Origin of the sequence: uncultured Shewanella sp., assembly GCF_947495455.1 — a bacterium.
Lineage (GTDB): Bacteria > Pseudomonadota > Gammaproteobacteria > Enterobacterales > Shewanellaceae > Shewanella.
The window spans coordinates 1-25,385 of the sequence record NZ_CANLZC010000089.1 but is presented as its reverse complement, the minus strand read 5'-3'; the positions used below and the strand labels follow the sequence as shown (position 1 = coordinate 25,385).

At 39.2% G+C, this 25,385-nt stretch carries 20 protein-coding genes; 14 read left to right on the top strand and 6 right to left on the bottom strand.

The genetic code is table 11. The annotated features are described in order from the left end of the window. Positions 1-324 precede the first annotated feature (324 nt). The gene (locus Q0791_RS18975) at positions 325-1,791 is read left to right on the top strand and encodes a capsule assembly Wzi family protein (protein ID WP_299009838.1); all 1,467 of its coding nucleotides are present in this window, start codon (positions 325-327) and stop codon (positions 1,789-1,791) included. 64 nt (positions 1,792-1,855) lie between these two features. Here the strand turns inward: Q0791_RS18975 and Q0791_RS18970 are convergent, their stop codons facing one another. Further along, positions 1,856-3,322 carry a sigma-54 dependent transcriptional regulator gene (locus Q0791_RS18970; protein WP_299009836.1) on the bottom strand — a complete coding sequence of 489 codons (1,467 nt, stop codon included), beginning with the start codon at positions 3,320-3,322 and terminating at the stop codon, positions 1,856-1,858. Positions 3,323-3,617: 295 nt separating this feature from the next. Then, on the bottom strand, positions 3,618-4,043 hold the full coding sequence (locus Q0791_RS18965) for an Hpt domain-containing protein (RefSeq protein WP_299009835.1): 426 nt from the start codon (positions 4,041-4,043) through the stop codon (positions 3,618-3,620). A gap of 150 nt (positions 4,044-4,193) precedes the next feature. Between Q0791_RS18965 and Q0791_RS18960 the strand changes: the two genes are divergently transcribed. Together Q0791_RS18960 and Q0791_RS18955 are read left to right on the top strand one after the other, a co-directional pair. Continuing rightward, positions 4,194-5,711, top strand: a complete 1,518-nt coding sequence (locus tag Q0791_RS18960) for an asparagine synthetase B (protein WP_299009834.1) — start codon at positions 4,194-4,196, stop codon at positions 5,709-5,711. Continuing rightward, positions 5,708-6,136 (top strand): adenylyltransferase/cytidyltransferase family protein, encoded by a 429-nt coding sequence (locus Q0791_RS18955; protein WP_299009832.1) that lies wholly within the window; start codon positions 5,708-5,710, stop codon positions 6,134-6,136. Before Q0791_RS18960 ends, Q0791_RS18955 begins: the two co-directional genes overlap by 4 nt. Before the next feature lie 12 nt (positions 6,137-6,148). Here Q0791_RS18955 and Q0791_RS18950 read toward each other — a convergent pair whose 3' ends face one another. Then, a complete protein-coding gene (locus Q0791_RS18950) occupies positions 6,149-8,077 on the bottom strand; it encodes an acyltransferase family protein (protein ID WP_299009830.1) in 1,929 nt (642 codons plus the stop codon). Positions 8,078-8,303: 226 nt separating this feature from the next. Between Q0791_RS18950 and Q0791_RS18945 the strand changes: the two genes are divergently transcribed. The 11 genes from Q0791_RS18945 to Q0791_RS18895 all read left to right on the top strand — a co-directional run bounded on the left by Q0791_RS18945 (position 8,304) and on the right by Q0791_RS18895 (position 21,989). Then, complete coding sequence (locus Q0791_RS18945; protein ID WP_299009828.1) at positions 8,304-9,530, top strand: SpoIIE family protein phosphatase; 1,227 nt, start codon at positions 8,304-8,306, stop codon at positions 9,528-9,530. Next, entirely contained in the window at positions 9,523-9,912 is a 390-nt protein-coding gene (locus Q0791_RS18940; RefSeq protein WP_299009826.1) for an ATP-binding protein, read from the top strand. Before Q0791_RS18945 ends, Q0791_RS18940 begins: the two co-directional genes overlap by 8 nt. 180 nt (positions 9,913-10,092) lie before the next feature. Then, positions 10,093-10,452 (top strand): STAS domain-containing protein, encoded by a 360-nt coding sequence (locus tag Q0791_RS18935; protein WP_299009824.1) that lies wholly within the window; start codon positions 10,093-10,095, stop codon positions 10,450-10,452. Positions 10,453-10,465: 13 nt separating this feature from the next. Then, positions 10,466-11,737 carry a polysaccharide biosynthesis/export family protein gene (locus tag Q0791_RS18930; protein WP_299009822.1) on the top strand — a complete coding sequence of 424 codons (1,272 nt, stop codon included), beginning with the start codon at positions 10,466-10,468 and terminating at the stop codon, positions 11,735-11,737. Continuing rightward, complete coding sequence (locus Q0791_RS18925) at positions 11,734-13,161, top strand: exopolysaccharide biosynthesis protein (RefSeq protein ID WP_299009819.1); 1,428 nt, start codon at positions 11,734-11,736, stop codon at positions 13,159-13,161. The genes Q0791_RS18930 and Q0791_RS18925 overlap by 4 nt, the downstream gene beginning before the upstream one ends. Then, positions 13,116-14,405 carry an O-antigen ligase domain-containing protein gene (locus Q0791_RS18920; RefSeq protein ID WP_299009817.1) on the top strand — a complete coding sequence of 430 codons (1,290 nt, stop codon included), beginning with the start codon at positions 13,116-13,118 and terminating at the stop codon, positions 14,403-14,405. The genes Q0791_RS18925 and Q0791_RS18920 overlap by 46 nt, the downstream gene beginning before the upstream one ends. 215 nt (positions 14,406-14,620) lie before the next feature. Further along, positions 14,621-15,961 (top strand): oligosaccharide flippase family protein, encoded by a 1,341-nt coding sequence (locus Q0791_RS18915; protein ID WP_299009814.1) that lies wholly within the window; start codon positions 14,621-14,623, stop codon positions 15,959-15,961. Next, a complete protein-coding gene (locus Q0791_RS18910) occupies positions 15,951-16,976 on the top strand; it encodes a glycosyltransferase family 2 protein (protein ID WP_299009810.1) in 1,026 nt (341 codons plus the stop codon). The genes Q0791_RS18915 and Q0791_RS18910 overlap by 11 nt, the downstream gene beginning before the upstream one ends. A 200-nt stretch (positions 16,977-17,176) precedes the next feature. Continuing rightward, positions 17,177-19,147: a WecB/TagA/CpsF family glycosyltransferase gene (locus Q0791_RS18905; RefSeq protein ID WP_299009807.1), complete on the top strand. Its 1,971-nt coding sequence runs from the start codon at positions 17,177-17,179 to the stop codon at positions 19,145-19,147. A gap of 19 nt (positions 19,148-19,166) precedes the next feature. Then, positions 19,167-20,603, top strand: coding sequence for an NDP-sugar synthase (locus Q0791_RS18900; protein WP_299009804.1), 1,437 nt, complete (start codon positions 19,167-19,169; stop codon positions 20,601-20,603). A gap of 138 nt (positions 20,604-20,741) precedes the next feature. Continuing rightward, positions 20,742-21,989, top strand: a complete 1,248-nt coding sequence (locus tag Q0791_RS18895) for a CDP-glycerol glycerophosphotransferase family protein (protein WP_299009801.1) — start codon at positions 20,742-20,744, stop codon at positions 21,987-21,989. Positions 21,990-22,031: 42 nt separating this feature from the next. On the opposite strand, the gene Q0791_RS18890 is transcribed toward Q0791_RS18895, so the two are convergent. From Q0791_RS18890 to cysC, 3 genes are all read right to left on the bottom strand, one after another. Next, complete coding sequence (locus Q0791_RS18890; RefSeq protein ID WP_299009799.1) at positions 22,032-22,775, bottom strand: class I SAM-dependent methyltransferase; 744 nt, start codon at positions 22,773-22,775, stop codon at positions 22,032-22,034. A gap of 695 nt (positions 22,776-23,470) precedes the next feature. Beyond that, positions 23,471-24,436 (bottom strand): DHH family phosphoesterase, encoded by a 966-nt coding sequence (locus Q0791_RS18885; protein ID WP_299009796.1) that lies wholly within the window; start codon positions 24,434-24,436, stop codon positions 23,471-23,473. 245 nt (positions 24,437-24,681) lie between these two features. Next, positions 24,682-25,329 (bottom strand): adenylyl-sulfate kinase, encoded by a 648-nt coding sequence (gene cysC, locus Q0791_RS18880; protein ID WP_299009793.1) that lies wholly within the window; start codon positions 25,327-25,329, stop codon positions 24,682-24,684. Positions 25,330-25,385 lie beyond the last annotated feature (56 nt).

Here is a 25,385-nt window from a genome sequence, read left to right as displayed (position 1 = left end):
TGTCTGTTAATGCAGGAGCAATTAACGACCTTGCCTACAGCATGTTGAATTCCCGCTGAAAGATCACTTATATAATGAAATTGGTATTATACCCCTATAGCTAAATCCTGATACAAGCAAGCAAAAGTCATTATTCAGTCAATATAAAAACTCATTGTAATAAAAGGTAAATATCTTAAAAAGAGCAAAAAATAAACAGCCAATTATACAAAAGTCGTATTTATATCACATTTTTATCTTTTCTATAAAATACATTTCTCCTATATACTACTGCGCAAACAAAAAGCACTTAACATACTGTCAGCATTAACCATTGAGACACAAATGAAATTTAAATTATTATCAGGGATCCTACTTTTAAGCATTCATTCTGCACAAGCTACATGGTGGGTTGAGCCAGATGATCTGGCCCTTAGAGCCGATATTCAACTCTTAGCCGACACAGGCATTATTCTTCAGCCTGTCACTACCTACCCCCTCATGTGGGCAGGCTTAAAACAAGACATGGATAAAGCCAATGTCAACACTCTGACTCCCCAGCAAGCGGCAGCCTATGAACGCGTCAACCAAGCTTACGAAAAAGACACAAAAGCCATTGATACGAGTGTTGAAATTGCAGCAGCATCTGATACAACACGCTTTATTGGCTTTGGTCAAGATTATCGGGATAAAGGCCAATTAACTGTCAATGCCAATATCACTAAAGATTGGTTTAGTGGAAGACTCTCTGCGAGTTACCATGTTGATCCCATTGATGGCAATAGCGCACGCTTAGATAATAGCTTTGCCGCCGTCATGTTAGGTAATTGGATTGTTAGTGCTGGCGTACAGCAAATGTATTGGGGTCCAGGTTGGGATACAGGTCTTATTCAAACCACGAACGCAAGACCCATTCCCGGTATTAGCTTAACACGTAATAACAGTCATGCTTTTGAAACACCTTGGCTTAATTGGATTGGCCCTTGGACTTATGTGGCTAGCATGGGACAGCTCGAAGGTGATCGTTATATTTCTGACACTAAGCTTTGGCGTACTCGAGCAACACTGAGACCCATTTCTAAGTTAGAAGTGGGCCTTTCTTGGGCCATGCAATGGGGCGGCGAAGGCTATGGTAATAGTCTTAGTGATTGGTGGGATGGATTATCCAACGGCGGACAAAACGAAAAAGATTTGAATAACGGTCAGGAAAACATGTTAGCAGGATATGATTTCCGGTGGTCAGACACCGCCTTTGGGATCCCTTATGGCATTTATTATGAGCGTATCCATGAAGATTTTCATACAGAAAAAATGAGACTCATCAACGCCGCTAACATGGGGGGGGTCGATGTGTTTATTACTCAACTAAATACTCGCTTTTTCCTTGAATATACCGACACTAAAGTTGCATGTGGTGTCGACTCCAATGCTTATAACTGCATGTATGAACATGGTTTCTATCAAGATGGGTACCGCTATTATGACAGAAGCATTGGCAGTACTTACGATAATGACTCAGAAACCTTAGTACTAGGTGCCATAACTCAGTTAGGTGACAATCAAAATATTACCAACAAATTGCGTTGGTTAAGATTAAATGTAGACGGCATTGATAATTCACACCCTGATGGCGGCAATAAAGTGTCACCGGATCAGTACGAGCGTATGTATCAATTCGATACCAGTTACCACAGACCCCTTTATAAGGGTACCTTAAAAGTAGGCGGCACCCTTGGCTATAGCCAATATGTCACCAATGGTGGACATGACTGGGAAACAACCATTTATGCCGGTTGGGGCCGTAGTTTTTAAATAAAGCTCATTAATCCCTTATCAGGGCTCTCCCCATAACTTACAACCCTTGCACTTTATCATTTTATGAATTGCAAGGGTTCTTTTCAAACTCTTCCCAACTCTGCCGCTTGCGATAAATCGTCGAAGCGCTGATCTCTAATAATGACGCAGCTTTGGGGACATTACCCTCACATATCTCAATGGCCGCTTCAATAATTTGTTTTTCCGATAACCACAGAGGTAAAATAGTCTCCTCATCTATATCGGCTTCTTCATTCCCTGATTGAAACTGGATCTTTGAATTGTCGTCATTTGCTACCGCTAAGTGATTTAAAGGCGTAATAGCACTTTCTTCAAGGGTTTGTTTTACTTTTAAAAGTTCATTAGGTAACATACTCGCATCAATCACTGCTCCCTCGTTTAACACAACCATTTGCCTGATGATATTTTGTAATTGTCTAATATTACCCGGCCAATCATATTCTTGAAAAATACTGGAAACTTCAGCGTTAAAGCCTGTAAAAGATTTGCCCTCTTCTTTATTACACTCCTTAATGAAATGATCAGCAATCAATATGATATCTCGACCTCGGTCGCGAAGAGGCGGTAATTCGATAGGGATCACATGCAGTCGATAAAATAGGTCTTCTCTAAAGCGCCCTGCTTTCACTTCTTCCCAAGGTACACGATTGGTTGCACTCACAAAACGCACATCCACAGTTTCTTCTTTCACGCCACCCACTCGCTGAAATACGCCCGTTTGAATAAACCTCAGTAACTTACTTTGAAGTGCTAAATCCATTTCACAAATTTCATCTAAAAAAAGTGTGCCCTTATGAGCACGACTCGCCGCACCATCTCGATGAGAAATCGCCCCGGTAAACGCACCTTTGGTATGTCCAAAGATTTCACTTTCAATGAGATCTTTCGGAATAGATGCACAATTTAATGCCACAAAAGCTTCATCACATCGATTACCGGCTTGATGAATCGCTTGCGCACACACTTCCTTTCCCGTACCACTTTCCCCCGTAATAAACACTGACGCTTTACTGTTTGCCACATTACTGACAGTTCGATACACAGCTTGCATCAAAAGAGAGTCCCCAATAAACCCCATATAGTGTGCTTTAGGTAAACTATTTTCATACTTGGAGACTAAATTAGATAAACTTTTTTCTTTCAATGCATTACGTACAATAAATGACAACCTTTTCGCATCAAAAGGCTTAATCAAAAAATCAAATGCCCCCGCCCTCATCGCCTCAACTGCAATATCCACACTGACATGGGCCGTGATCATAATGACTGTCACATCAGGATAATGTTCTCGAACATGAAATAAAATATCCATTCCAGACATATCCGGTAATTGAATATCTAAAAGCAAAATATCGGGCTGCCATTGCGTTAATTCATTCAATGCATCACTACCATAATTGACATGGGTGACGCTTCCTTTTTCCGCTCTTAAATATTCCGTATACAGCGCGCCCAAAGACATGCTGTCTTCAATGATAAGTGCACTAAAAGACTTTTTTTTATGCATATTCATACCTAATAAACAGTCACAAGGTCCTGTTGATCTTTGGTGATGATTTCTGCAGCAGTTTGTGGGTTATTTATACAAGGCAGAGCTTGTGTGGTGTAGTTATTCTACATAAACAACGCCGTAGAAAGGAGCCACAAACGCTGTCCGTAGGAGCCGGCTAAACGTGTTTTACTCTTTGTTGGGAGCCTCTTTGTTAAAGAAAGAGGGCTTAGATCACTAGGCGTCACCCCTCCCGTCGCGATTAAAACACGTTTATCTCGGACATAATTTAACCATCAAAACTCAACAGGCCCTAATCACTTTCCATAACATACTGCTTCAATTCATTTTCTGTTAATCGCGACAACTCATTCACCTTAACAACTTGTTGTTCAACCCGCTCAAGGTTCTTTTCCTTAGCCAATTGCTCTAATCCTTTAACGGCTTCAAATAATGCTAACGCGCCAAAACTGCCTGCGCAGCTTTTTAATGTATGAGCCTGAAGCGCGACCCCATTAAAATTCTCCTCTCGATCAGCCTCTAACCCCTCACCTTTCATTGATACAAGAAATTGATTCAATATCGCTAAGCCCTCTTCTAACTCAATGAGAAAAACCTGCAACATTTTGGACATTGATTTCTGTCCCACCATGTCAACTAACTCAGCTAAAACTTCCTTATTCAAAAGAGAAACTTCATCAACAACCGCTATTGAAGTGATTTGTTTTTTGGTTATCATAATTGTAACTAGAGTAACAATGACTATTATTAAGTCTAGTTGCTTTAAATTGTTTCAATACGAAAAAGTCCAATTATATGGATCCAGCAATAAGAGAAAACGCCATAACAAGAAAACAGGATAAACAAGACACCAGTAAAGGCCTACTTTATGTGTGGAATATTTATTAGTAACGATCCTTTAATAAACGCCAACCAACTCGACACCATCGAAGAAACGCTCGCTTTTCGTGGACCTGATCACACCTCAGGCTTGATTCAATTTCATCAATGGCAAGCTTATCACTCAAGGCTGTCTATTATTGATATTCATAGCACCGCCAATCAACCCGTTCTTGATGATCATGGCGGTTTACTCGTTTTTAACGGTGAGATATTAAATTATAAAAACTTAGGCAAAAAATACTTTAACGCTCACTATGCCAGTGACACATTATTATTAAGTGATTTAGTTGCTCAAAATAAACTGAACATTAATGAGCTCGATGGCTTTTTTGCCTTTGTATATATCAATAAAGTTGGAGAAATGATCCATTGTGTTCGTGATAAATTTGGCGTTAAACCCTTATTTTTTTATAAAAGAGAAGAGTACATTACTATCTCTTCAGAGCCTAATACCTTACAGAAAATCTTTAAACTCAATGTTAATCCTAATGCCATTGATGAGTATAAAATTGTAAGAGCGCCGCTCTTTTCAGGTTCTTTCTTTAAAAATGTCACTCAACTTCCACCAGGAACATGCCTCATCAATGGTCAATACTTTAATCCTCTTGACCACCTTAATGCAGAATACAGGGAAGTCACTGAATATGAATTAAAAACAGCCATTTTAACAGGCATTCAATCCAGAATGATTTCAGATGCTAAAATTGGATTATTGCTCAGTCGAGGTATTGACAGCCATTTATTAAAAGAATTAGGCGAGTTTAATCAATATTATAGTATTGGTTTTATCGGTGATGGTGATATTAAATACCTTAAATCGGAACAGATCCACAATTTAACCATTCAAAACTGTACACATGAAGCCTACAGAGATGAATTTAATGATTTACTGCACTTGCGCGGCGAACCTATGTCGGTTCCCAATGAAGTATTACTTGCAAAAATAGCACGCATCGCCAAGCAAGATGGAATGAAAGTGCTCTTATCTGGAGAAGGTGCAGATGAGTTCTTTGGCGGCTATGATAGAATTTATCAATGGGCATATTCATCGCCACACTTTAATATTGATGAATTCATTGCACTTTATTGCTATTCAACACCAGAAAAAAACAGTCTTTTTTACCAAAATATTGTCGAATTATTCAATGGTCACTCCTTTCCCAATACCTTTGAAGCCGTAAGATGGTTTTTCATTCGTTACCACCTTCCTATCTTATTTCGTCGACTGGATTTTTCACTCATGGCCGCCGGTATTGAGGGCAGAGAGCCGCTTGCGAATATTCATACATTCAACATAGCAGTAAAAATGTCTCCCCAAGTATTAATGGGTAAAACACTGGGAAAAATGCCTTTGAGGCAGCTTATCGCGCCTTTTAAAGGCCAAGAATTTGCCTATGAAAACAAAATAGGTTTTCCCGTGGACCTCACCGCTATTTTTAAACATGAAAAAGGGAAACAATCCTATCAAATTTGGTTTGACGAGAACTTAAAGGTGCTGCAATGATCATAGGATATACAAGTGGAGTATATGATTTATTTCATGTCGGACACGTTAATTTATTAAGAAATGCCAAAGCAATATGCGATAAATTAATCGTAGGCGTCACCATAGATGAACTGGTCATGTATAAAGGAAAAACATCCGTCATTCCTTATCATGAACGCATTGAAGTTGTGCGAGCTTGCCAATATGTCGATGTGGCCATACCACAAAATAATATGGATAAAGTCTCTGCCGCCAAGAAAAATCACGCTCAATTTTTATTTGTCGGTGACGATTGGTATGACACGCCAAAATGGCAAGAATATGAAAACCAGCTGACCTCAGTTAATTGCCAAGTGATTTATTTTCCTTACACTCAAGGCACTTCAAGTACCTTAATTAATAACACACTCACCAATTTAAGAAGCGAACAAAAAATCGAGTAATACTAATCTAAGTCAATGAATGAGAGGCGCCAGCCAATTTACCTCATCCACTCGATCACCAAAAAATACAGCGCCCTCTAGTGTGTGGTGACCATAATCATAGAAATACTTTTGAAAATCCTCGCCCATGGCATAGCAAATTCGACTTTTTTTATCACAAACATAATCCATTCTGTCTAATACAATCAAGTCTGCATAATAATGTTTGAGTTTTTTTAATACACTATCTGATTGTTTATGGAGTTGCTTTCTATCACGGTGCATATATTGTTCGAAATGTTTTTGATTAATTTTAATCGCATCTTCACGCGTAATATTCGCTTCACCTTTTTCATCCAATAATAAATTAAACAAAAAATCAGCATAGGTACGTCTTCCAAACTCTTCAAATTCATATATATTTTTAACAAAGACGATTTTCTTGCCATCTAAAATTGCACGCTTTATCAGCTTATCAAAAACCATTAAGTCCTTAGGTTTATATTGAGAGACATACATAACAATATGTGATGCTTGATAATTCGGTGTGTCATAAAAATCAGCCTTAAGTGTATTGAGTTCAGTACCAAAACGTGCAATTTGAAAGTGTTTATTCGCCACCTCACTGCTTGTTAAAACATTATAAATATCCTTTGAATGAGAATTTCCCACAATCAACAAACCTTGCCTAGGATCACTTAAGTCAAACCATATAGTATGATCAAATGCATTATCCGTCACATCATATTCTTGACTCTGTGTCCTTTCTTTGAGCCAATTCCAAGAGGCCAGCTGTGAAACTCGATTATCTGCTCGATAAGCCTTGACCATTAATTGCTTATCAGCAGAAAAACGCCCATCAATACTGAAATAAAAACCGCTAGCCAAAAAGGCGCTACTCATCACAATAGCCGCTGTAAAAATCGTTTTTTGATTATATTTCTGCTTATTTCTAAAGGGCATCTCTACAAAACGCCAACTTAAATAAGCTAATAGAATTGAGGTAATAGATAATCCCAGCATCAATAGCAAAGGAGGCTCAGTGAAGCTTAAATATTTAGCAAAGGCAAACAAAGGTTGATGCCATAAATAAGCGCTGTAGCTGATCAATCCCACTCCCACCAGCACTTTTACACTCAACAATGCATGTACAAAGGTACCTTGCTGTGCAAATAAAATGATGAGCAAAGTTCCCAGCGTTGGCACTAAAGTATAAACACTTGGAAAGGGCACCGTTTCATCAAAGAAAAAAATAGCATAAATGACAAGTGCGATTCCCACTAAGCTCATTATATTCTGAATATATTGAGCCACATTCATCGTCTTATAATGATGAAAAAAGAAAGCCGCAAACACGCCTAAAATCAACTCCCACCCACGTGTAGGCAATAAGTAGAAAGTTGCATTTGGTGCATGATAGGCTCCCCACTGTGCTGCAATCAGGCTAGCAATAAAAATGATGGATAATAAAAGCAAAATCCAACGTGAACCTAAACGCCAAGTCCAGATTAAAAAAAGAGGGAAAAGAATATAATATTGCTCTTCAACGGCAAGACTCCAAGTATGCAACAAGGGCTTAAGCTCTGCAGCAGTATCAAAATAATCACTTTCAAGCCAGAATAATATGTTGGATGAAAACGTTGAAACAGCAACGACACTTTGGGCAAAGTCTTGTAAGTCCATGGGCATAAACCATGCCCAAGCAAAAGGAGTGCAAACCAAAATCACAAAAAATAACGCGGGTAAAATACGCCTAGCTCGACGTTCATAGAAGGTAATAAGGCTAAAATGGCCTTTATCGAGTTCAGTAAGAATAATACTCGTGATCAAATAGCCACTGATCACAAAGAAAACATCAACCCCAACAAAGCCACCGCTGAAAGGTTGAAACCCAGCATGAAATAATATAACGGGTAAAACAGCGATAGCCCTTAATCCATCAATTTCAGCACGATAATGCAATCTTGTTCTTATCCATAAGCAAAGAGTTAATGTAAGAAGTCAATGTAAAAAATTGTACTCAGTAATACTCGTGATACTTTATCAGTATAAGCAAGATCCTCCTTCTTCGCGAATACAAACATTCTGAATTGAAAAACACAAAAAACTCAAAAAAAAGAACGAAAAGCCACAAAAAAGACAATTCATTGCTATGGTTAAATAAGGTCAGTTAGGTGACGGAAATACAATGGCTTCCAGTGATCCTGTTCCAGCCTTTAAACATATTTCTATTCTCATTGTCGAAGACTCGATGAGCCAGCGCTGCATGCTTACAGCATTGCTGACATCAATGGGGTTAACGATTACCAGTACCGAGAATGGGAAAGAAGCCTTATCAAAGTTAAACTCAACACCGACAGATATTGTGATCACAGATTGGCACATGCCTAAAATGAGTGGGCCAGAATTATGCCAACAACTCAAAAAAAGACCCAATGCCCCTTACATCATCATGCTAACCAGTAACAGTGAAGATGAAGATACGATTACTGGTATAGAGTCAGGAGCAGATGATTATATTGCTAAACCCTATAGAGCAAATATATTAAAAGTCAAAATATTAGCCGCTATTCGTCTCGTCTCTATGCAACAAGAGTTAAGAAAAAAAAATGAACAGCTACAAACCATGCTTGAAAATGAACAAGCCTACCTTAAACAAATTCAACAGGATTTAAGTAGTGCAGCTCGATTACAGCAAGCACTATTGCCCCACTCAACACAACTTAATGAACACTGGGAAATTGCCACCTATTTCCAACCCGCCGCCGATCTCGCTGGGGATATTTTTCAATGTTTTAATATCGATAATGACCACATCGGATTCTATCTACTGGATGTCACAGGCCATGGTATCGCCGCTTCGATGCAAAGCTTTACCTTAGCACAAAGGCTCGCTAGCGATCGTTGCCCTTGGAATAAATTGGATCCCTCACTCATTGTTAACGAACTCAATAGGGAATTTGAAGATCCTGAATCTATGGGGCGATTTGCTACTTTAATGCTAGGCATATTAAATACAAAAACATACTCAGTAAAAATAACCAATGCGGGTCACCCTGATGCCATCATGATTAATGAAGGTGATGCCCAATTTATGAAAGTAGCGGCTCAATTGCCAATAGGTGTCAGCAAGAAAAACCAATACCACTACCAAGATTTTTCGTTAAATGAAAAACAAAAGTTACTCATTTATTCCGATGGCCTCTATGAGTGTGTCCATCCTCAATATGGTATGTTTGGTCAAGAACGTCTGTGTCAATTGTGCCGTGCCGCCAGTGCTCTGTCTGGTTCGCAGCTTATTCAACATATCCAGCACTCCATTACCTTATGGCAATCACATTCTTTACAAGATGACATATCAATGATGATTATTTCTCCAATACATGATAATCAGAAAAGGCAAGATTATGTTTAACCTTCAAATAAACTTAGATAAATCGAACATCGATCAAATTCAAGTATCTAATAAAGTTAATGAATTTTTAAAACCTCATGTGAACGAGCAGCAAACATTCCGAATCATCACTTGTATTATGGAAGTGTTGGCAAACCTCATTGAACATACTGATGATAGCCTTAAAAAAGTCATACTCATTATCCATTGTGATACACATGAAGTCATTATCGATATTCTCGATGATGCTAACTTTACTCAGTTAACCATTCCAGATGAATGTCCCGATAACAAGGAAACATCAGGACGCGGTTTATGGATATTACGTCAATGGATGGATAGCGTTAATTATCAACCTACAGTCTCAGGCACACATTTACGATTAACACTTAATAGAGAATAAAAATGAAAACAAGCACAACCGAGGTAATAAACAAAAATAAATTACTCATATTGGTAAAAGACTAGCTATATTTAAACATTGAAAACACGTTAAATGTTATTACCTTATTCATCGACACTTAACTATGCACTTATACATTGATCTACTGATCTCATTAAGACTAAAAAGAAGGATAGCTCAATGCAATTCACTCCATTAAAAGAAAGTAACGCTTGTATTATCACTTTGCCCAAAGCCATGCTCATGACAGAAACGCCGACATTAAGAGCCGCCATTCTTAAGCAAGTACAATCTGGTGTCACCCGTCTCATTATGGATTTACATCAAGTGGAATTTATTGATTCAAGTGGCCTATCTGTCTTAATTTCAGCTCTGAAGCAAGCGCAAGAAGAAGATGGAGAAGTGGTTTTACTGTCTCCTTCAGATGGCGTAAGAGCATTAATTGAACTGACGCGATTACATCAAGTTTTCCATATTTATGAAGATCAAGCAGAAGCCATCAACTATATTTGTGGTCCTTTACCCAAAGCCAGTAATTAATAAGACAGTCTTTATGTGGCGTCATTATCTGTATTATCAATCAAGCAGCAAGCTTCTTCCTCTCTTTGCTATCATTATACTTGGCTTTATGGTAACCGCTTGCGTCACACCAGCAACACCTCAAATGAGTGATATTTGTGAGCCCAATGCCAATAACGTCAATGTACATGAATGCCATTACTATGCAGATGATATTCCTTACCTGAGAAATGCACATCGCCAATCCCAAAGGAACAAGCTCAAATATTCTCACAGTGCACAACGTAATCTCAATAGCACACTTCAGCCTCCTTTGCGACAACACCACCTGCTGTCAACCGGCGATAGACTCAATATCAAAATGTTAAATGCCGAAGAGTTCAGTGCCAAAGTGGAAATCGATACCAGTGGTTATATTTATCTTCCCTACTTACACCCCATTTACGCCTATAAAAAAACCATTAACCAATTAAAAAGAGAGATAAAGCAAATATTAATCAATGAAAAGTTAATTCACTTCGATAATGTGAGAATAAGCATTACCCCCATACGCTGGGCACCCATTGAAATTACTGTATCAGGTGCCGTATTTGAACCAGGGCAGCATCAAATTAATCGAACATCAGAAATTGATGCCATGGACGATTCAAATATACATACTGGCGATCATGCTTCAAAAAGAAGCATAGCTCAGGCATTAAAATCATCAGGTGGCATCAGTCCTAATGCCGATACCAGTAAAATCAGTGTCACTCGTGGCCTACATACTTACTATTTTGATATGTCAGGGGTCATCACTGGATCACCCGTCCCCTATTTCCCTTTAATTAAAAACGATCATGTTCATGTTCCTGAACATTATTATTTTGACGAAGAGCTTGTTAGGCCTTCCCAAATCACCGTTCCAGGGATAAGAGTATTTATCTCTAACCTTACCGTACCGGCAAGCAGTAACTCCCAATCGGCATTAGATACACAAGCAACGCGTTTCCCATACGGTATACGTCTACTTGGCGCTGCGGTAGCAGGAAATTGTGTGGGGGGAGCACAATCAACCAATGCCGATCGTCATATTATTCTTGTCACTAAAAACCCACTCACCAAAGAGATCGATGTCATAGAGCGCGCCATCAGCACCTTAATTACCCATGCTTGGATTCCGGGCATGAACCCAGTACTTTTACCCAGTGACAGCATTGCTTGCTACGATTCTCGTGTCACTAATTTCAGAGAAATTGTTCGAACAATCACCGAAGTTATCATTCCAGCTTCCTTATTAGAATGGATTGGGAGCAAAGGAACATGAAAAAAAAGCTCCAAAGTTCACAGCATAAATCTCGTACATTTTTATGGATTAAAGATGCCCTCATTAATGGCAGTAATATGTCTCGTATACATCGAAGACATGTGTATATTCAAACTGCAGCAATATCACTGGCAATCATATGGGTCATCGTTATCGCTATTATCAGTTTCATTCCTGACAGCTATGTCAGTCAATGGACCCTCATTTTACCCGGTCCAGGCGCAGGGGCTAATGTCAACCTTGAAAGTGTCGGTCAAGCCAGTAGTTCTTCCAGTTCCCCTTATTCAAATTCCGCTATCGATCCGCGAGAAAATTACAAAGCCATTGCCAATACCTCGACAATCTTAAATGCGGCAGCAAAACAATTAAACCTTCACCCTTCAGAAGTGGGGAAACCCAAACAAAAGCTTCCCAGCCAAACTGGTATTATGCATTTTAGCATTAGTGCCCCTAGCCCCGAACTCGCGCAAAAAAAAGCTTGGGCTCATTATAATAGCTTACAAGCATTACTCAGCACATTACGCACAGATGAAGTCAAACAAAGAGAAAATAGCATCAAGCTAGGTATGGATGGTTTTGTGAGTAAAGTGGGCGACAGTCATAATAAAATATTAGCATTTCAAACACAGGCTGGACTCATCTCTCCTGAGCAATTTAAAGAGTCTGCCCTGACAGTCGAGCGATTAAGGCATCATCAGGTTAACTTAAAAGCCAAAGTCATAGGCCTAAAGGCCAGGATCAAGTTACTGGAAACACATTTATCCTTAACCACTCAACAAGCTGCTGATTTATTAAAGTTAAAAAATGACCAGCTCTACAAACAATTACTGGTCAGCTATGCTGAAGTTTCCGCAAATCTGGCGGAATTAAGTGGTCACCATGGCGAGTTACACCCCAAAGTGACCAATCAAAAAAGCCAGCAAGCCTCTATTTTAAAAGCATTAAGACAGCGTAGCCAAAGCTTATTAGGCTTTCAAGAAGATAAATTCATTCTTATGCTCTCCGCTGATAACAATAATGCTCGAGGACGGTTAATACAGCAATTACTCACCTTAACAACAGAGTCTGAAGGCCTAGAACAAGAGCTAAATTCCTTAACAAGTCAAATCAAAATGTGGGATAAAAAGCTGATTGATAACAATGATGAGATGGCGAAATTAAATGATTTGCAAAGAGAGCATCAAGTGGCTACCGCCGTTTTTACATCTGCATTAGCCAAAATGGATGTAGGTAAAGCCGATATTTACTCAGCCTACCCCTTAGTTCAGTTACTCGAACCCCCCTCTTTTCCTTATAGTCCAAATAAACTGCCTACACTATTGACTCTGGTTGGCGGTATGGCATCAACGGTATTTATATTAATAGGATTAAGCCTGCTATGGATCCGCAAGCCTATTCTCCGAAAAATTTTGACGAGCAAGTAGTCTGGCACAGCATCATTTGGACTTATGCTTTTTGGTTAATCGGTGCCATGTACTTAATCGCTCCCGTTATTGGCTGGATTTTATTCCTAAGAATGCTTAAAAGAATCATCTTTAACGATAAACGCTTTACCTTTTGTTTAGCTCAACAGATCTGGTGTATAGGCATGTTTGTCATGTTAATTGCACTCATCGTCGGCCATTTAGATTATCAACTGGGCATACTCAAACTCATTAAATCCAGTATAGGATGGGCCAAAGGCTGGGCCTTAATCGCCCTTTTTCCCTTATTAGGCTCATTAAACATACGGCCTGAATTACTTTATCGTGCAACCTGCATTGTCTGCAAGCATACATTAATTTTATTACCCTTTTTTATTCTCGCTTGGGTATTAAAACTGCCTGCTACCTTATACACTTCCCCTTTACGCATTTTAGGCGGTTCAGGACCTGAATATTTCACCGTCACACTGTATGAAATCGATCCCGGCAGCGGCACGCCAAGATGGCGACTCTTTACCCCTTGGGCACCCGCTTTAGGTATGTTAGCCAATATGTTTTTTATCTTTGCCACTCAAGAAAAAAGTGGCAGCTATCGCTGGTGCGGCTATATTGGCAGTTTACTGATGATTTTAGTCTCACAATCTCGGCTCGCACTTGCTTGTTACTTTATCTTAATCTTCTATTTTAGCGTGATTAAATGGCATAAATCACCTTATCTTTATTTTATTGCCAGTCCTTCGCTACTGCTCTTAGGCATTTTTGGCAGCACTATACTTGATAAACTAGAGCAACTGTTAGGCGCCATCAAAGCCGCACGAGCCGGTTCAACTCGAGTGAGAAAACACTTAGGCGATATTGCTGTTCAACGTTGGGCCAATGAAGCTGTAGTCTGGGGTCATGGCATTGTCGAAAAAGGGCCACACTTAGTAGAATACATGCCGATAGGTACCCATCATACTTGGTATGGCCTGCTCTTTGTCAAAGGTATCGTGGGCGCTTTTGCTTTAGCTATTCCCATGCTCGCAAGCGCTTTTTTACTTATCACTTCGATATTTCACTCAGTCATAGGCAAAGTGGCATTCGCTTTTTTACTGCAACTCTTTTTATACACATTTGGTGAGAATTTAGAAACACTCGCTTATCTTTATTGGCCAGGATTAATCATTATCGGTATTGCACATAAACAGCTTCATCAACAGGCTGTGAGTAAAAAACAAGCATTAATCGATAAAGAAAATGAATAACCAACTAATATTATATTACATAGGGTCTGTAGAACTTTGGTGATGATTTCTAGGTCACTAAGCGTCACTCCTTCCACCGCGATGGAAACAGGGGCATCTCGAGCATCATTTAACCAGAAAAGGTCAACAGGCCCGAGCAAAACCCAATTAACTTATACATCCCCTGTATTAACTATTAGAAAGTAACTATTAGAAAGTAACTATTAGAGAGTAACATGTTTAAAGGAATGAAGTGGCCCGCAAACGTACAGACGAGTAGTCACAAAATACTGGGTAAAAGCCTATTCTGGTTAGGTTCAGCACAAGTCATCGGACGGTTTGTTCGATTAATTTCCAGTATCATTATCGCACGACTACTCACCCCCGAGAACTTTGGTGAAATCGCTATTATTCTCACCAGTTTTGAGTTAATCAGCACTCCTATTAGACGACTCACAACGGCACCTTTAGTCAAAATGAGTGAAAGTGACTTTATTCAATCGCTCAGTCACGCTAATAAAATCAATTGGGTGGCAAGTGTTATCGCATTTGCAATCATGAGCTTTCTCAGTTTCCCTTTAGCCTATTACTACCAAGAAAGTGCCATTATATTCCCTATGATTTTAATGGCTTCAAGCTATTTATTACTGCCTTTTGGTATGAGACATGTTGCCTTAAACCTTCGCCAAAACCGAATGCGTATTGTCGGTAGAGCCATTTTATGGCAAACCATAGCGGATGGCGTTTTAACTGCAACATTGGCATTAGCAGGACTGGGCATTTGGGCCATTATTATTCCAAAAGTGCTCATCACTTTTATTTGGCTGGGGATCCACCGATATCAAAACCCTTTGCCTTTATACACAAGCAGTCAAACTCAACCGCTTGGTATCAAACCCCAAGCTGAGAAACATCCAGCCTACACTTTAAAATCGATACTAACCTTTGGTGTTTCGGTGAGCTTAAGTGATATCACTTTAGCCCTAAGGCAAAATATTGATTATCTATTAGTGGGTTACTTCTTAGGCGTCGAAGCCTTAGGTATTTATTTTTTTGCGTTTAATGCCAGTTTAGGAATAAGCCTTGGCCTCATTCAAAGTTATGGCACCGCCCTCTATTCTCACCTTTGCCAGCCAAGTCAAGAAAGTTTAGAGCAAAAATTTCGCCATTCATTAAAATTTATTATGCTGCTAACACTCCCTATCATAACATTGCAAACCGCCCTATCCCCTTGGTACTTACCTTTGTTATATGGAGAAAAATGGATCACAGCAGGAGCATTACCTATTTTTGTTCTTTTGTGCTTGAGTGGCTTAGTCAGGCCATTGGGCGAAGCGGCGAGTCAATATTTATTAAGTACCAACCAGATTAAACTCAATTTACAAGCCAATATTACACTCACCGTTTTACTCATACTCTCCATTAGTGTGTCCAGTATTTGGGGGCTACAAGGTATCGCTCTAGGCAGCTTATTGTGCTACGCCTTAACCATGCCAAGTTTCACTGCTTTTCTTATTTTTCAAAGTAAAAAACATCAAGCCACCAAGATCAATCAGGAGATCTCAAATGGTACCTAAAGTTTCAGTCATTATGCCTGTATACAATGTCGCAAGTTTTGTCTGTGAAGCCATCACATCTGTATTAAATCAAGACTTCAGTGATTTTGAATTACTTATCATTAATGATTGCGCCACAGATAATAGCTTATCCTTGTGTCAAACATTTACTGATGAACGTCTTGTTATCATCAATCATGAGGTGAATAAAGGCCTTGCCGCTGCAAGAAATACTGGGATCCGCCACGCTAAAGGTGAATATTTAGCCTTTCTTGATTCCGATGATGCATGGCATTCACACAAATTGCATGCTCATGTTGCCCATCTTGATAAACAGCCTCACATCGGTATTAGCTTTTCTCGTTCAGCATTTATGGATTTTGAAGGCAATAGATTAAACATCTATCAAATGCCCAAATTAACACACATTGATGCCGCCCATCTGCTGTGTCGCAATCCCGTCGGTAATGGCTCTGCACCCGTCATACGAAAACAAACATTTGATGAAGTTGCGTTTAAATCAGAGGTCCACAGTCCAGAGCAATGGTGCTATTTTGATGAATCATTTAGACAATCAGAAGATATTGAGTGCTGGCTCAGAATTATCGCCACCACGCAATGGCAAATAGAAGGCCTCGCTTCTCCTCTCACCTATTATCGTTTAAACAATCAAGGCTTGTCGTCAAATTTTGACAAACAACTGGCCTCATGGGAAAAAATGATCAAAAAAGCACGTCAATATGCGCCTAACTTACTTAAAAATGCAGAAGATCAAGCCAGAGCCTACCAACTCAGGTATTTAGCCCGTCAAGCCATACGCTGCCACGACGGTAAAACGGCAGTGCAATTCATCAATCGAGCGCTTACGCTTTCACCCGCTATTATGAAAAATGAAGCAGGTAGAACACTGGCCACTTTCACCGCCGCCTACTTACTCTATTTAATCCCTTTGAGTCTATACAAACCCATTGAAAGAGCAGGTCATTATTGTATTGGTCGCATTCAAAAATATAAAATAAAACAAGAAAACCAATGAACAAAAGACAAGGTAGATCATCTTTTATCAGCCAAATAAACTTCCATCGCAAACTGCAATGCAAAACGCAAAAATCCTTCTATTGAATCTATATAAAGCGCCACAATAATATAAAACACATTATAAACATACACTTAAATATTGGCATATTATATGCTTAATAGTACTCCAGCAGGATGAAATGCATCAAAGGAGTCAACATGGAATTAGTCAATACTGTCCCTAAGCGAGTCATTTATGTCAGTCGAATGATTGACATCATCACGGCGACCTGTTTACTGCTTATTTGTTCTCCGCTAATGATTGTACTCATGTTCAAAATAAAGTGGCAATATGGTCAATGTATCGAATTAGTTTATATACACGGCTTGAAAAACAAAGAAACGGCACTTTATCAATTCATTGGAGAGAGTCGATGTAAACGCTTACCACAATTAATCAACCTATTAATTGGCGATATTAGTTTGCTCGGTCATAAATTCTCTTTTAACTTTGAGCCCGCACCGAATCTCACCAATAAGCCTGGCTTAATGTCATTTTACAGTGTCAATAAAATTATGGGTGTCAATGCTGATTCTGAGAAAAAAACCATGAAGCAAGCATACAGAAGCATCACAGCCTATTGCTGCGCGTTAGCAAGAACATGCTTTATTTACGCATTACTCAATGCCATGACTAACCATCCCAAACAGGCGATTCCTAAACTGTCATTATTTGGTATTGACCTTATTAATATCAAAATGCATGAATTAATTGATAATGTTATTTCCTATGCTAAAACCCCTTCAAAAGATACTCAACAACTCGCCTTTGTTAATGCAGACTGCTTTAACATTAGCATTCATAATGCGAAGTACAGACAATGCCTACAAAAGTGCCAAGGGATCTATGCCGACGGAATTGGTGTACGGCTTGCATCAATGTGGAAAGGTGTTGCACTTCAAGACAATTTAAATGGCACGGACATGTTTCCACATTTATGTGAACAATTAGCCGCGAAGCAATTACCCCTTTTCTTACTGGGTGGCGCACCAGGTATTGCAGAAACTACCGCAAAAAATATGCAAAAACGTTATCCGGAATTAATCATCGCTGGCACTCAAGATGGTTTTTACTTTAAAAATAACACAGCAACACATGAACAAGTCATTCACAAAATCAATCAATCAGGTGCCGCTGTATTATTAGTTGCAATGGGAGTACCGACACAAGAATTATGGATTCAAAGATTTCAATCACAACTCAAGGTCGGCGTCGCTATCGGCGTCGGTGGCCTCTTTGATTTTTATTCTAATAAGGTCAAACGTGCCCCTTTTTGGGTAAGACAACTGGGCATGGAGTGGGTTTATCGATTAAAGCAAGAACCTAAGCGCATGTGGAAGCGCTATATTATCGGTAATCCATTATTTCTACTTAGAGCATGGCAAGAAACAACCCTCTTTAGACGTCGTCAAGCCATTAAAATTAAAGCAGCAAAACTTAACCTAAAAAAACATGAGCAATCTATTATTAATATCGATTTCAATCCTAAAAGAGCCAAAGTCAGCCGCTCACGTCATCAAATTGCTCAACAGTTAAGTCAATTCAGTAAACGTACACTCGATATTCTTGTGGCTTGTAGTGCCCTGGTCATATTCAGCCCATTGTTATTGATAACGGCTATCCTCATTCGCCTTGAATCACCCGGCAAAGTGTTATTTTCGCAACAAAGAGCAGGTAAAGACAACCAAGCGTTCACTATGTGGAAGTTCCGTTCTATGTATCAAGATGCCGATGAACGGCTCAAAACACTCAAAAATGAAATGCAAGGTGGCGTGCTATTTAAAATGAAACAAGATCCAAGGATCACTTTTTTTGGCAAAATTATCCGTAAAACCTCCATCGACGAATTGCCACAACTTTGGAATGTATTAAAAGGAGAGATGTCAATTGTCGGCCCAAGGCCAGCCTTACTCACAGAAGTCGAACAATACAACCTGACCCATAGACAAAGGCTGACAGTTAAACCTGGGATCACTTGTATTTGGCAAGTATCAGGCCGTTCACATATTCCTTTTGAACAGCAAGTCGAGCTGGATACTAATTATCTTTATGAACAATCTTTACTCGCAGATTTATGGTTAATCATCAAAACCATACCTGCTGTCATATTTTCACGTGGTGCGTACTAAACAATAAGGAAGCTCTATTATGAAAGCCATTATTTTTGCAAACCGTCACGGTAATGAAATTGCTCCACTGAACGAATACTATTGCCCAGCTTTGTTACCAATAGGCAATAAAGCTGTGATTGATTATACTTTGGAAGACTTATTCCATAGTGATATCAACGACATTAAACTTGTCGTTTCAGACCATGTCGACGCCATTCGAGACCATGTCAAAAATGGTGAGAAATGGGGGCTAAATATAGACTATTTTCTCAGTCAATCTCAAGAATCTTCTGAATCTATTCTTAAAAAGATGTCTATCGATATCAATGAGTCCCTGTTGCTGATCCGTGGCGATATGTTAAGAAGTCCTTGCATAAAAAAATTCATTCATTTTAGTAAAAACATTCCCCAAGCTTTCATACAAGCCAAAATGAATAATCAAAAGGCAGGATTAATCTTACTGCCCGCCGCTCAGCACTTTACCAATGACATTAATTGGCCCCTTAATCATCAAAATGAAGCTATCGAAGAAAGTATTTATCAATCGACTCAACCCAGTGTGACTCAAGTTTTACATGGCCATTGCTACATGTTAAATAGCTTTCATTCGATCATGCAAGCCAATCTCAATATTGCTAATTTAACCGTGCCTGACATCACACCAATGGGCAGAAAATTTGTTAGCCGCAATCAAAATAATAAAGGCTTTTACATAGGGACAAAAACCGACCCCAATTTAGTCCATACACAAAATGCCAATGGCATCATCGGCGCCTCAACCCAAATGGCCCCTTCGGTTGAGCTAAAAAAAACTGTTGTGATCGGCTCTAATTGCCTCATTGAACCTAAGTGTGAAATAGAAAACAGTGTTATTTTTCCCAATACTTATGTTGGCCCACGTTTAAAAGCAAACGAGGCCATGATTTGCCAAGATTTACTGATTTCTCCAAAAAACAATTCTTGTATCCGTATTACTGATCCTGTCCTTATTACACGTAATACGCCAAAAGAAAAGGTCAAAAAAGTCTCCTATTTATCCCGTATAATCGCTTTAATCGCATTATTGGTTTCAGGCTTATTATTACCTGTTTTTTTCTTATTAACTTTGCTGTCAAACTCAAAAAAAACACTCATAAAGCAAACATTAATTGACAATAAAGGAAAAAAGTTAAACAGTTATCGATGGGCGTTATCCTCACCTTTACTCTCTCGAACACCACAACTGATTTACGTCATAACAGGTCAACTTGATTTATTTGGCCATGCACCTAAATCCAGCCTTGAGGCATATAAAAAAGACACAGTCTATGAAACAAAATATGGCATACTCGGTCCAGTTCAACTCTTCATCGATCCCAATGCCCCTGACGAAGAAAAAAGTTTAATCGAAAAATGTTTTGAAAACACTCAAGGAAAGGCCAAATACTTATCTCTTGTTTGGGGAGCTATGGTGAATACCCATTCCATTATATAAGTGATCTTTTAGCGGGAGTTCAACATGCTGTAGGCAAGGTCGTTAATTGCTTCATGCATTACCACCATATCTGGCGGTCGCAAATGATTGAAGCTACACTCAATAGATGAATGAATAGGTCTATCCAGCAGGAATAAAATGATAAGTGCTTTATTAAAAGGAGTATTAACAAAGTGCATATATCAATTATCAAGACTAGCACCTAGGGATGGGGGAAAAGCCGTCTTAGGCAGCTACAAAAATCGATTAAGTGATAATGCAAAATATTTATACCTGCATTGGCAACAAACACACTTTATTCGCAGCATTTGGATTAGCGGCGATAAGTTACTCATAAACAAGCTCAATCAACAAGGAATGGAAGCTTATTACCGTTGGTCATTACTAGGCATATATCATGCTCTCACTGCTAAATATTATTTTTATAACAGTTATATCGGTGATGTAAATCAATATTTCGCCAACGGTGCCGTCAAAATCAACCTTTGGCATGGCACACCAATAAAACGCATTGAATTTGATATTATCAATGGCCCCTTATCTCATGTATTTAACCCCAAAGAAAATACATCCTCTCCACTTCAATCTCTTTTGCACCACCAACAATATACTCAACCAGATGTCATGCTAAGCCCCAGTCAATTAACAGATACTATTTTCAGTAGCGCCTTTAGACTTCCCCCACAAGCCTTGCTACGCAGTGGTTATCCCAGAACGGACTTCCATGCCAGATACCCAAAACAAAAACAATCCAAACAAACTATTTTCCATATGATGAAAACGAGACTCAGCCCTCATAGCAAGCTCATTCTTTATACGCCATCATGGCGAGATAACCTTAGCGATACCAACCCATATCAAGATGCCTTCAATTGGCAGGCACTGTCAGAATACCTTGTTCACACACAATCACTTTTTCTACTCAGGCTACATCCCAATGAAGCACATTTAGCCTCAGAATATGATCATCATCCCCATATTATTGATATTTCTCAATGGGAAGATGTCTACCCTATGCTTCAAGAGATTGATTTATTAATTACTGATTATTCATCACTTTTTATTGACGTCTTTCAATATCAAGTCCCTATTATTTTTTATCGATTCGATAAAGCCAACTATCAAGAGCAATGCCGCGATAACTATGATTATGTAGAGAAAATATCAAAAGTGGGACCAGAATATCAGACTTTTGAAACACTGTTTGAAGCCATTACAAAGGGCAAACAAGAAGATAATGCAGAAAAAAGGGGGGAAATATCATTTGTCTGTTGTAGTCCCTATCAAAAATCATATCAAGAAGCCCAAGCACATTTTTGGGAGCCGAGTAATAAAGATGCCTTTACCCATATAGAAACCTTTATTACTCGCTTTCAGCCAACTTGATACATATCATTAAATCTTGGATTTTAAGAATAAGCATCACGTTTAAAAAGATTGATACCAATCCCAATTACGCTCATCTTCTTTGACTTTTTTTAGCGCAACCATACTTGAATATAAGGTTCTCACATAAAATTTATCATATAAATATCTCGGCAAAATGTAGCCTGCAACTTGAGCAGGCAATACTGTTCTAATAAAATCAGCAATACTGCGCTTATAAGACTGAGTAGAGGCTGATTGCTCATGTAATTCATAAGCAGGATACCTTTCAACATAAGAAACGGCTTTAGCCACCGATGCCCATAAACAATCATCAATAACAATATATCCACCCACTTTAATCAACCTATTAGCGTAGAAAAGATCCACTAAAGTATGGTCAAAAGTATGCCAACCATCGATAAACACCATATCAAACGTGCCGGCTTCACTGTCAACCAATGCAGGTAAAGCCAATTCAGAGGGTTTTTCTATTAATTCAAAAAAGTCACATTCCGCCCGCTTTAAATTTTCAGTCCCAATACCGTGCCACTGTTTATGCTGAAAGGGATCAACAATTTTATGCTCAGCGCCTTCTCGACCTTTTAAGGCTGAGCATATGTGCAATGAAGACAAGCCATAAGCACAGCCTATTTCTAAGGTCTTACGAATACTATCATCAGAATCGATAAGACGATGAAGAAAATCCCCTTCGAGTCTATCTACTCCCGAATGTAAAGTATACTCATTGCCTTTATTATCTTTTACGGCGCCAGATTGGTAAATCTCTTCGATGACACTGTTCATATTAAATTCCTTTTCTTAATGCACTTGCAAACCACAGCCATTCACATTTTCTCATCAATAAAACACTTTTCAGCTTACTCAATTTTAAATGATAAAATGCTAATCTGCCTGATTTAAAAACGTCACTTATTAGGAATAGGAAAAAAGATGGGAATGGGATAAAAGATGAAAACAAAATAAGATGAACATGAAAGTAATACCAATTCCATTATATAGATGATCAATTCAGAGTTTCTCAGGCTTTTCAATTCAAGGCGCATTTATGCTGTAATGGTGATCCCCTTTCAAATGAATGCAACGCAGAAGTGGAATGTCTGAGAAGCTCACTGTGTGCGGGTTTCAACATACTTTATGTGACTTAGCTGCTTTCGATATACGACCTCATGGTCGTTCATTCACATCCATGTGAGCACGACATTTGTTCATCCGTAAACATCAGTTCAGGGAGGTAGAGCGACGTTTGAACCCAAGCCGAGAATAACTATTAGCTTCAATCATCTGCGACCGCCATGGAGGGTGGGACTGTCTGTTAATGCAGGAGCAATTAACGATCTTGCCTACAGCATGTTGAATTCCCGCTGAAAGATCACTTATATAATAGAATTGGTATCGTTAAACTCGTCGTTCTATTTTGAATGAAGCTGACTGCATAGCTTTGCTCATTTCCAGTAAAATATAGTGCTTAAACCAGTACGTTAAGCACGATAATACTCTTCGGTGACTTCAATTAATTGCCCAATACAGTCCATAGATAACGCATTAATACCTGCCGCCGCCTCTCGCCCTCCACCCGTTGCAAACTGGCTACACACAGTGACCGCCCCTTGTTTATTATTAATAGGTGCACGCAAAGACACTATAACCTCATGAGCCGATTGCCTCGTTAAGACTAAATGTGCCTTATTCGGCGCGCTATTGGCTAAATGATTACCCAACACTCCGCTAATACGGCTCGACCAAGGCTCATCAGGCAAATGATACACACTCACAATGTCGCTACTATAATCAGGGGCAATGGCCAAAGCATTGGCAAAATCCTCATCAAACAAGGCTTTTAATTGATAATAAATCGAATTTGGTTCTTCAAATAATAAAAACGGATCCGGAAAATCTAATAATGCTTCAAATAATGCCTTAGGATGAAAATGTAATTCCTCAACACACCTTCCATAACCATTGTAATTGATTAAAGTCCCTAGGCTCTTTAGTTGCTCTGCTTGCTCATCGCTGAGCCCAGCATCAAGAGACAAAGCATCAGCCACCTTAATTAAATTATCCCCATAAGCCGCTGCTATGGCCCAAGTATGGTATTGCCGCTTCAACAAGCCATCGACAATCAGTCCGGTACAAATATTAGGATCAAGGTTAATATGGGCAGTTAAGTGTTCATCCTCAGGAATGACACCACTTTGATGATGATCGGCATAAAATATTGAGACGCCATGCTCAAGTGCCATTTTTAAACCTTGCTGATTTTTTTGCATCGACACATCAAGTACCGTGACCGTATCACCAGGCTGTAACAGATCACTTAACTGATTGAGCAGGTCAATGTCTCGCTTAACGCCTGTGATTAATTCACTTTGTTTGGGCTCTGCCAACCTTAATTGCAACAAAGCGATAATGCCATCAGCATCGCCATTGAATATATCGTAATGCACTACACCTTTTCCTTATATCCTTAAGAATTTTACCTTATGAATAAACCCTTGAACTTGAAAATAACTCAAGGTTTCTTGTCTTATGTCGGCTTTGCTAACCTTAACTCCAGCAATACCATAGACATCCAGCATCGCCGTTGAATATATCGTAATGCACTACACCTTATCCTTATGAATAAGCCCTTGAGATTGTAAATAATCCACTGTTTTTTATCGGCTCTACCAAATTTAACCGCAGCAATACATTACAGCTTCACTCCGTTAATGAGACCTTGCGCCTGCAAATAATCCACCACTTGCTGCGCACAAGACTCTATACTTTTACCCGCCGTTTCAACGCGTATTTCTGGGTTTTCTGGCGCTTCATAGGCAGAATCAATGCCCGTAAAATGTTTAATTTCACCATTGCGCGCCTTTTGATATAAACCTTTAGGATCACGCTGCTCGCACACTTCAAGGGGCGTATCAATAAACACCTCGATAAACTGCCCGCCTTTATTCAAGTTACGCACTAAGTCTCTATCGGCTTTAAAAGGCGAGATAAAGGCCGTTAATACCAATAATCCTGCATCCACAAAAAGCTTTGACACTTCGCCAATACGGCGAATATTCTCCACTCTATCGGTATTGGAAAAACCTAAATCACCGTTGAGTCCGTGACGCACATTATCGCCATCTAACACATAGGTGTGACACTCTAATTGATGTAGCAACCTATCCACCGCATTGGCCACGGTTGATTTTCCCGAGCCACTGAGCCCTGTAAACCATAATACCGCCGCTTTATGGTTTTTCATGGCCTCACGTTCCCTATGACTCACACTGGCTTGATGCCATACCACATTCGTCGATTTATCCGTATCATCAAGATTGATATAAGGTGATTTAGCCATATTACTTCCTATCCATTACGTTTTTGCTTTATTCAAAATAGACCCGTTAAAAAGGG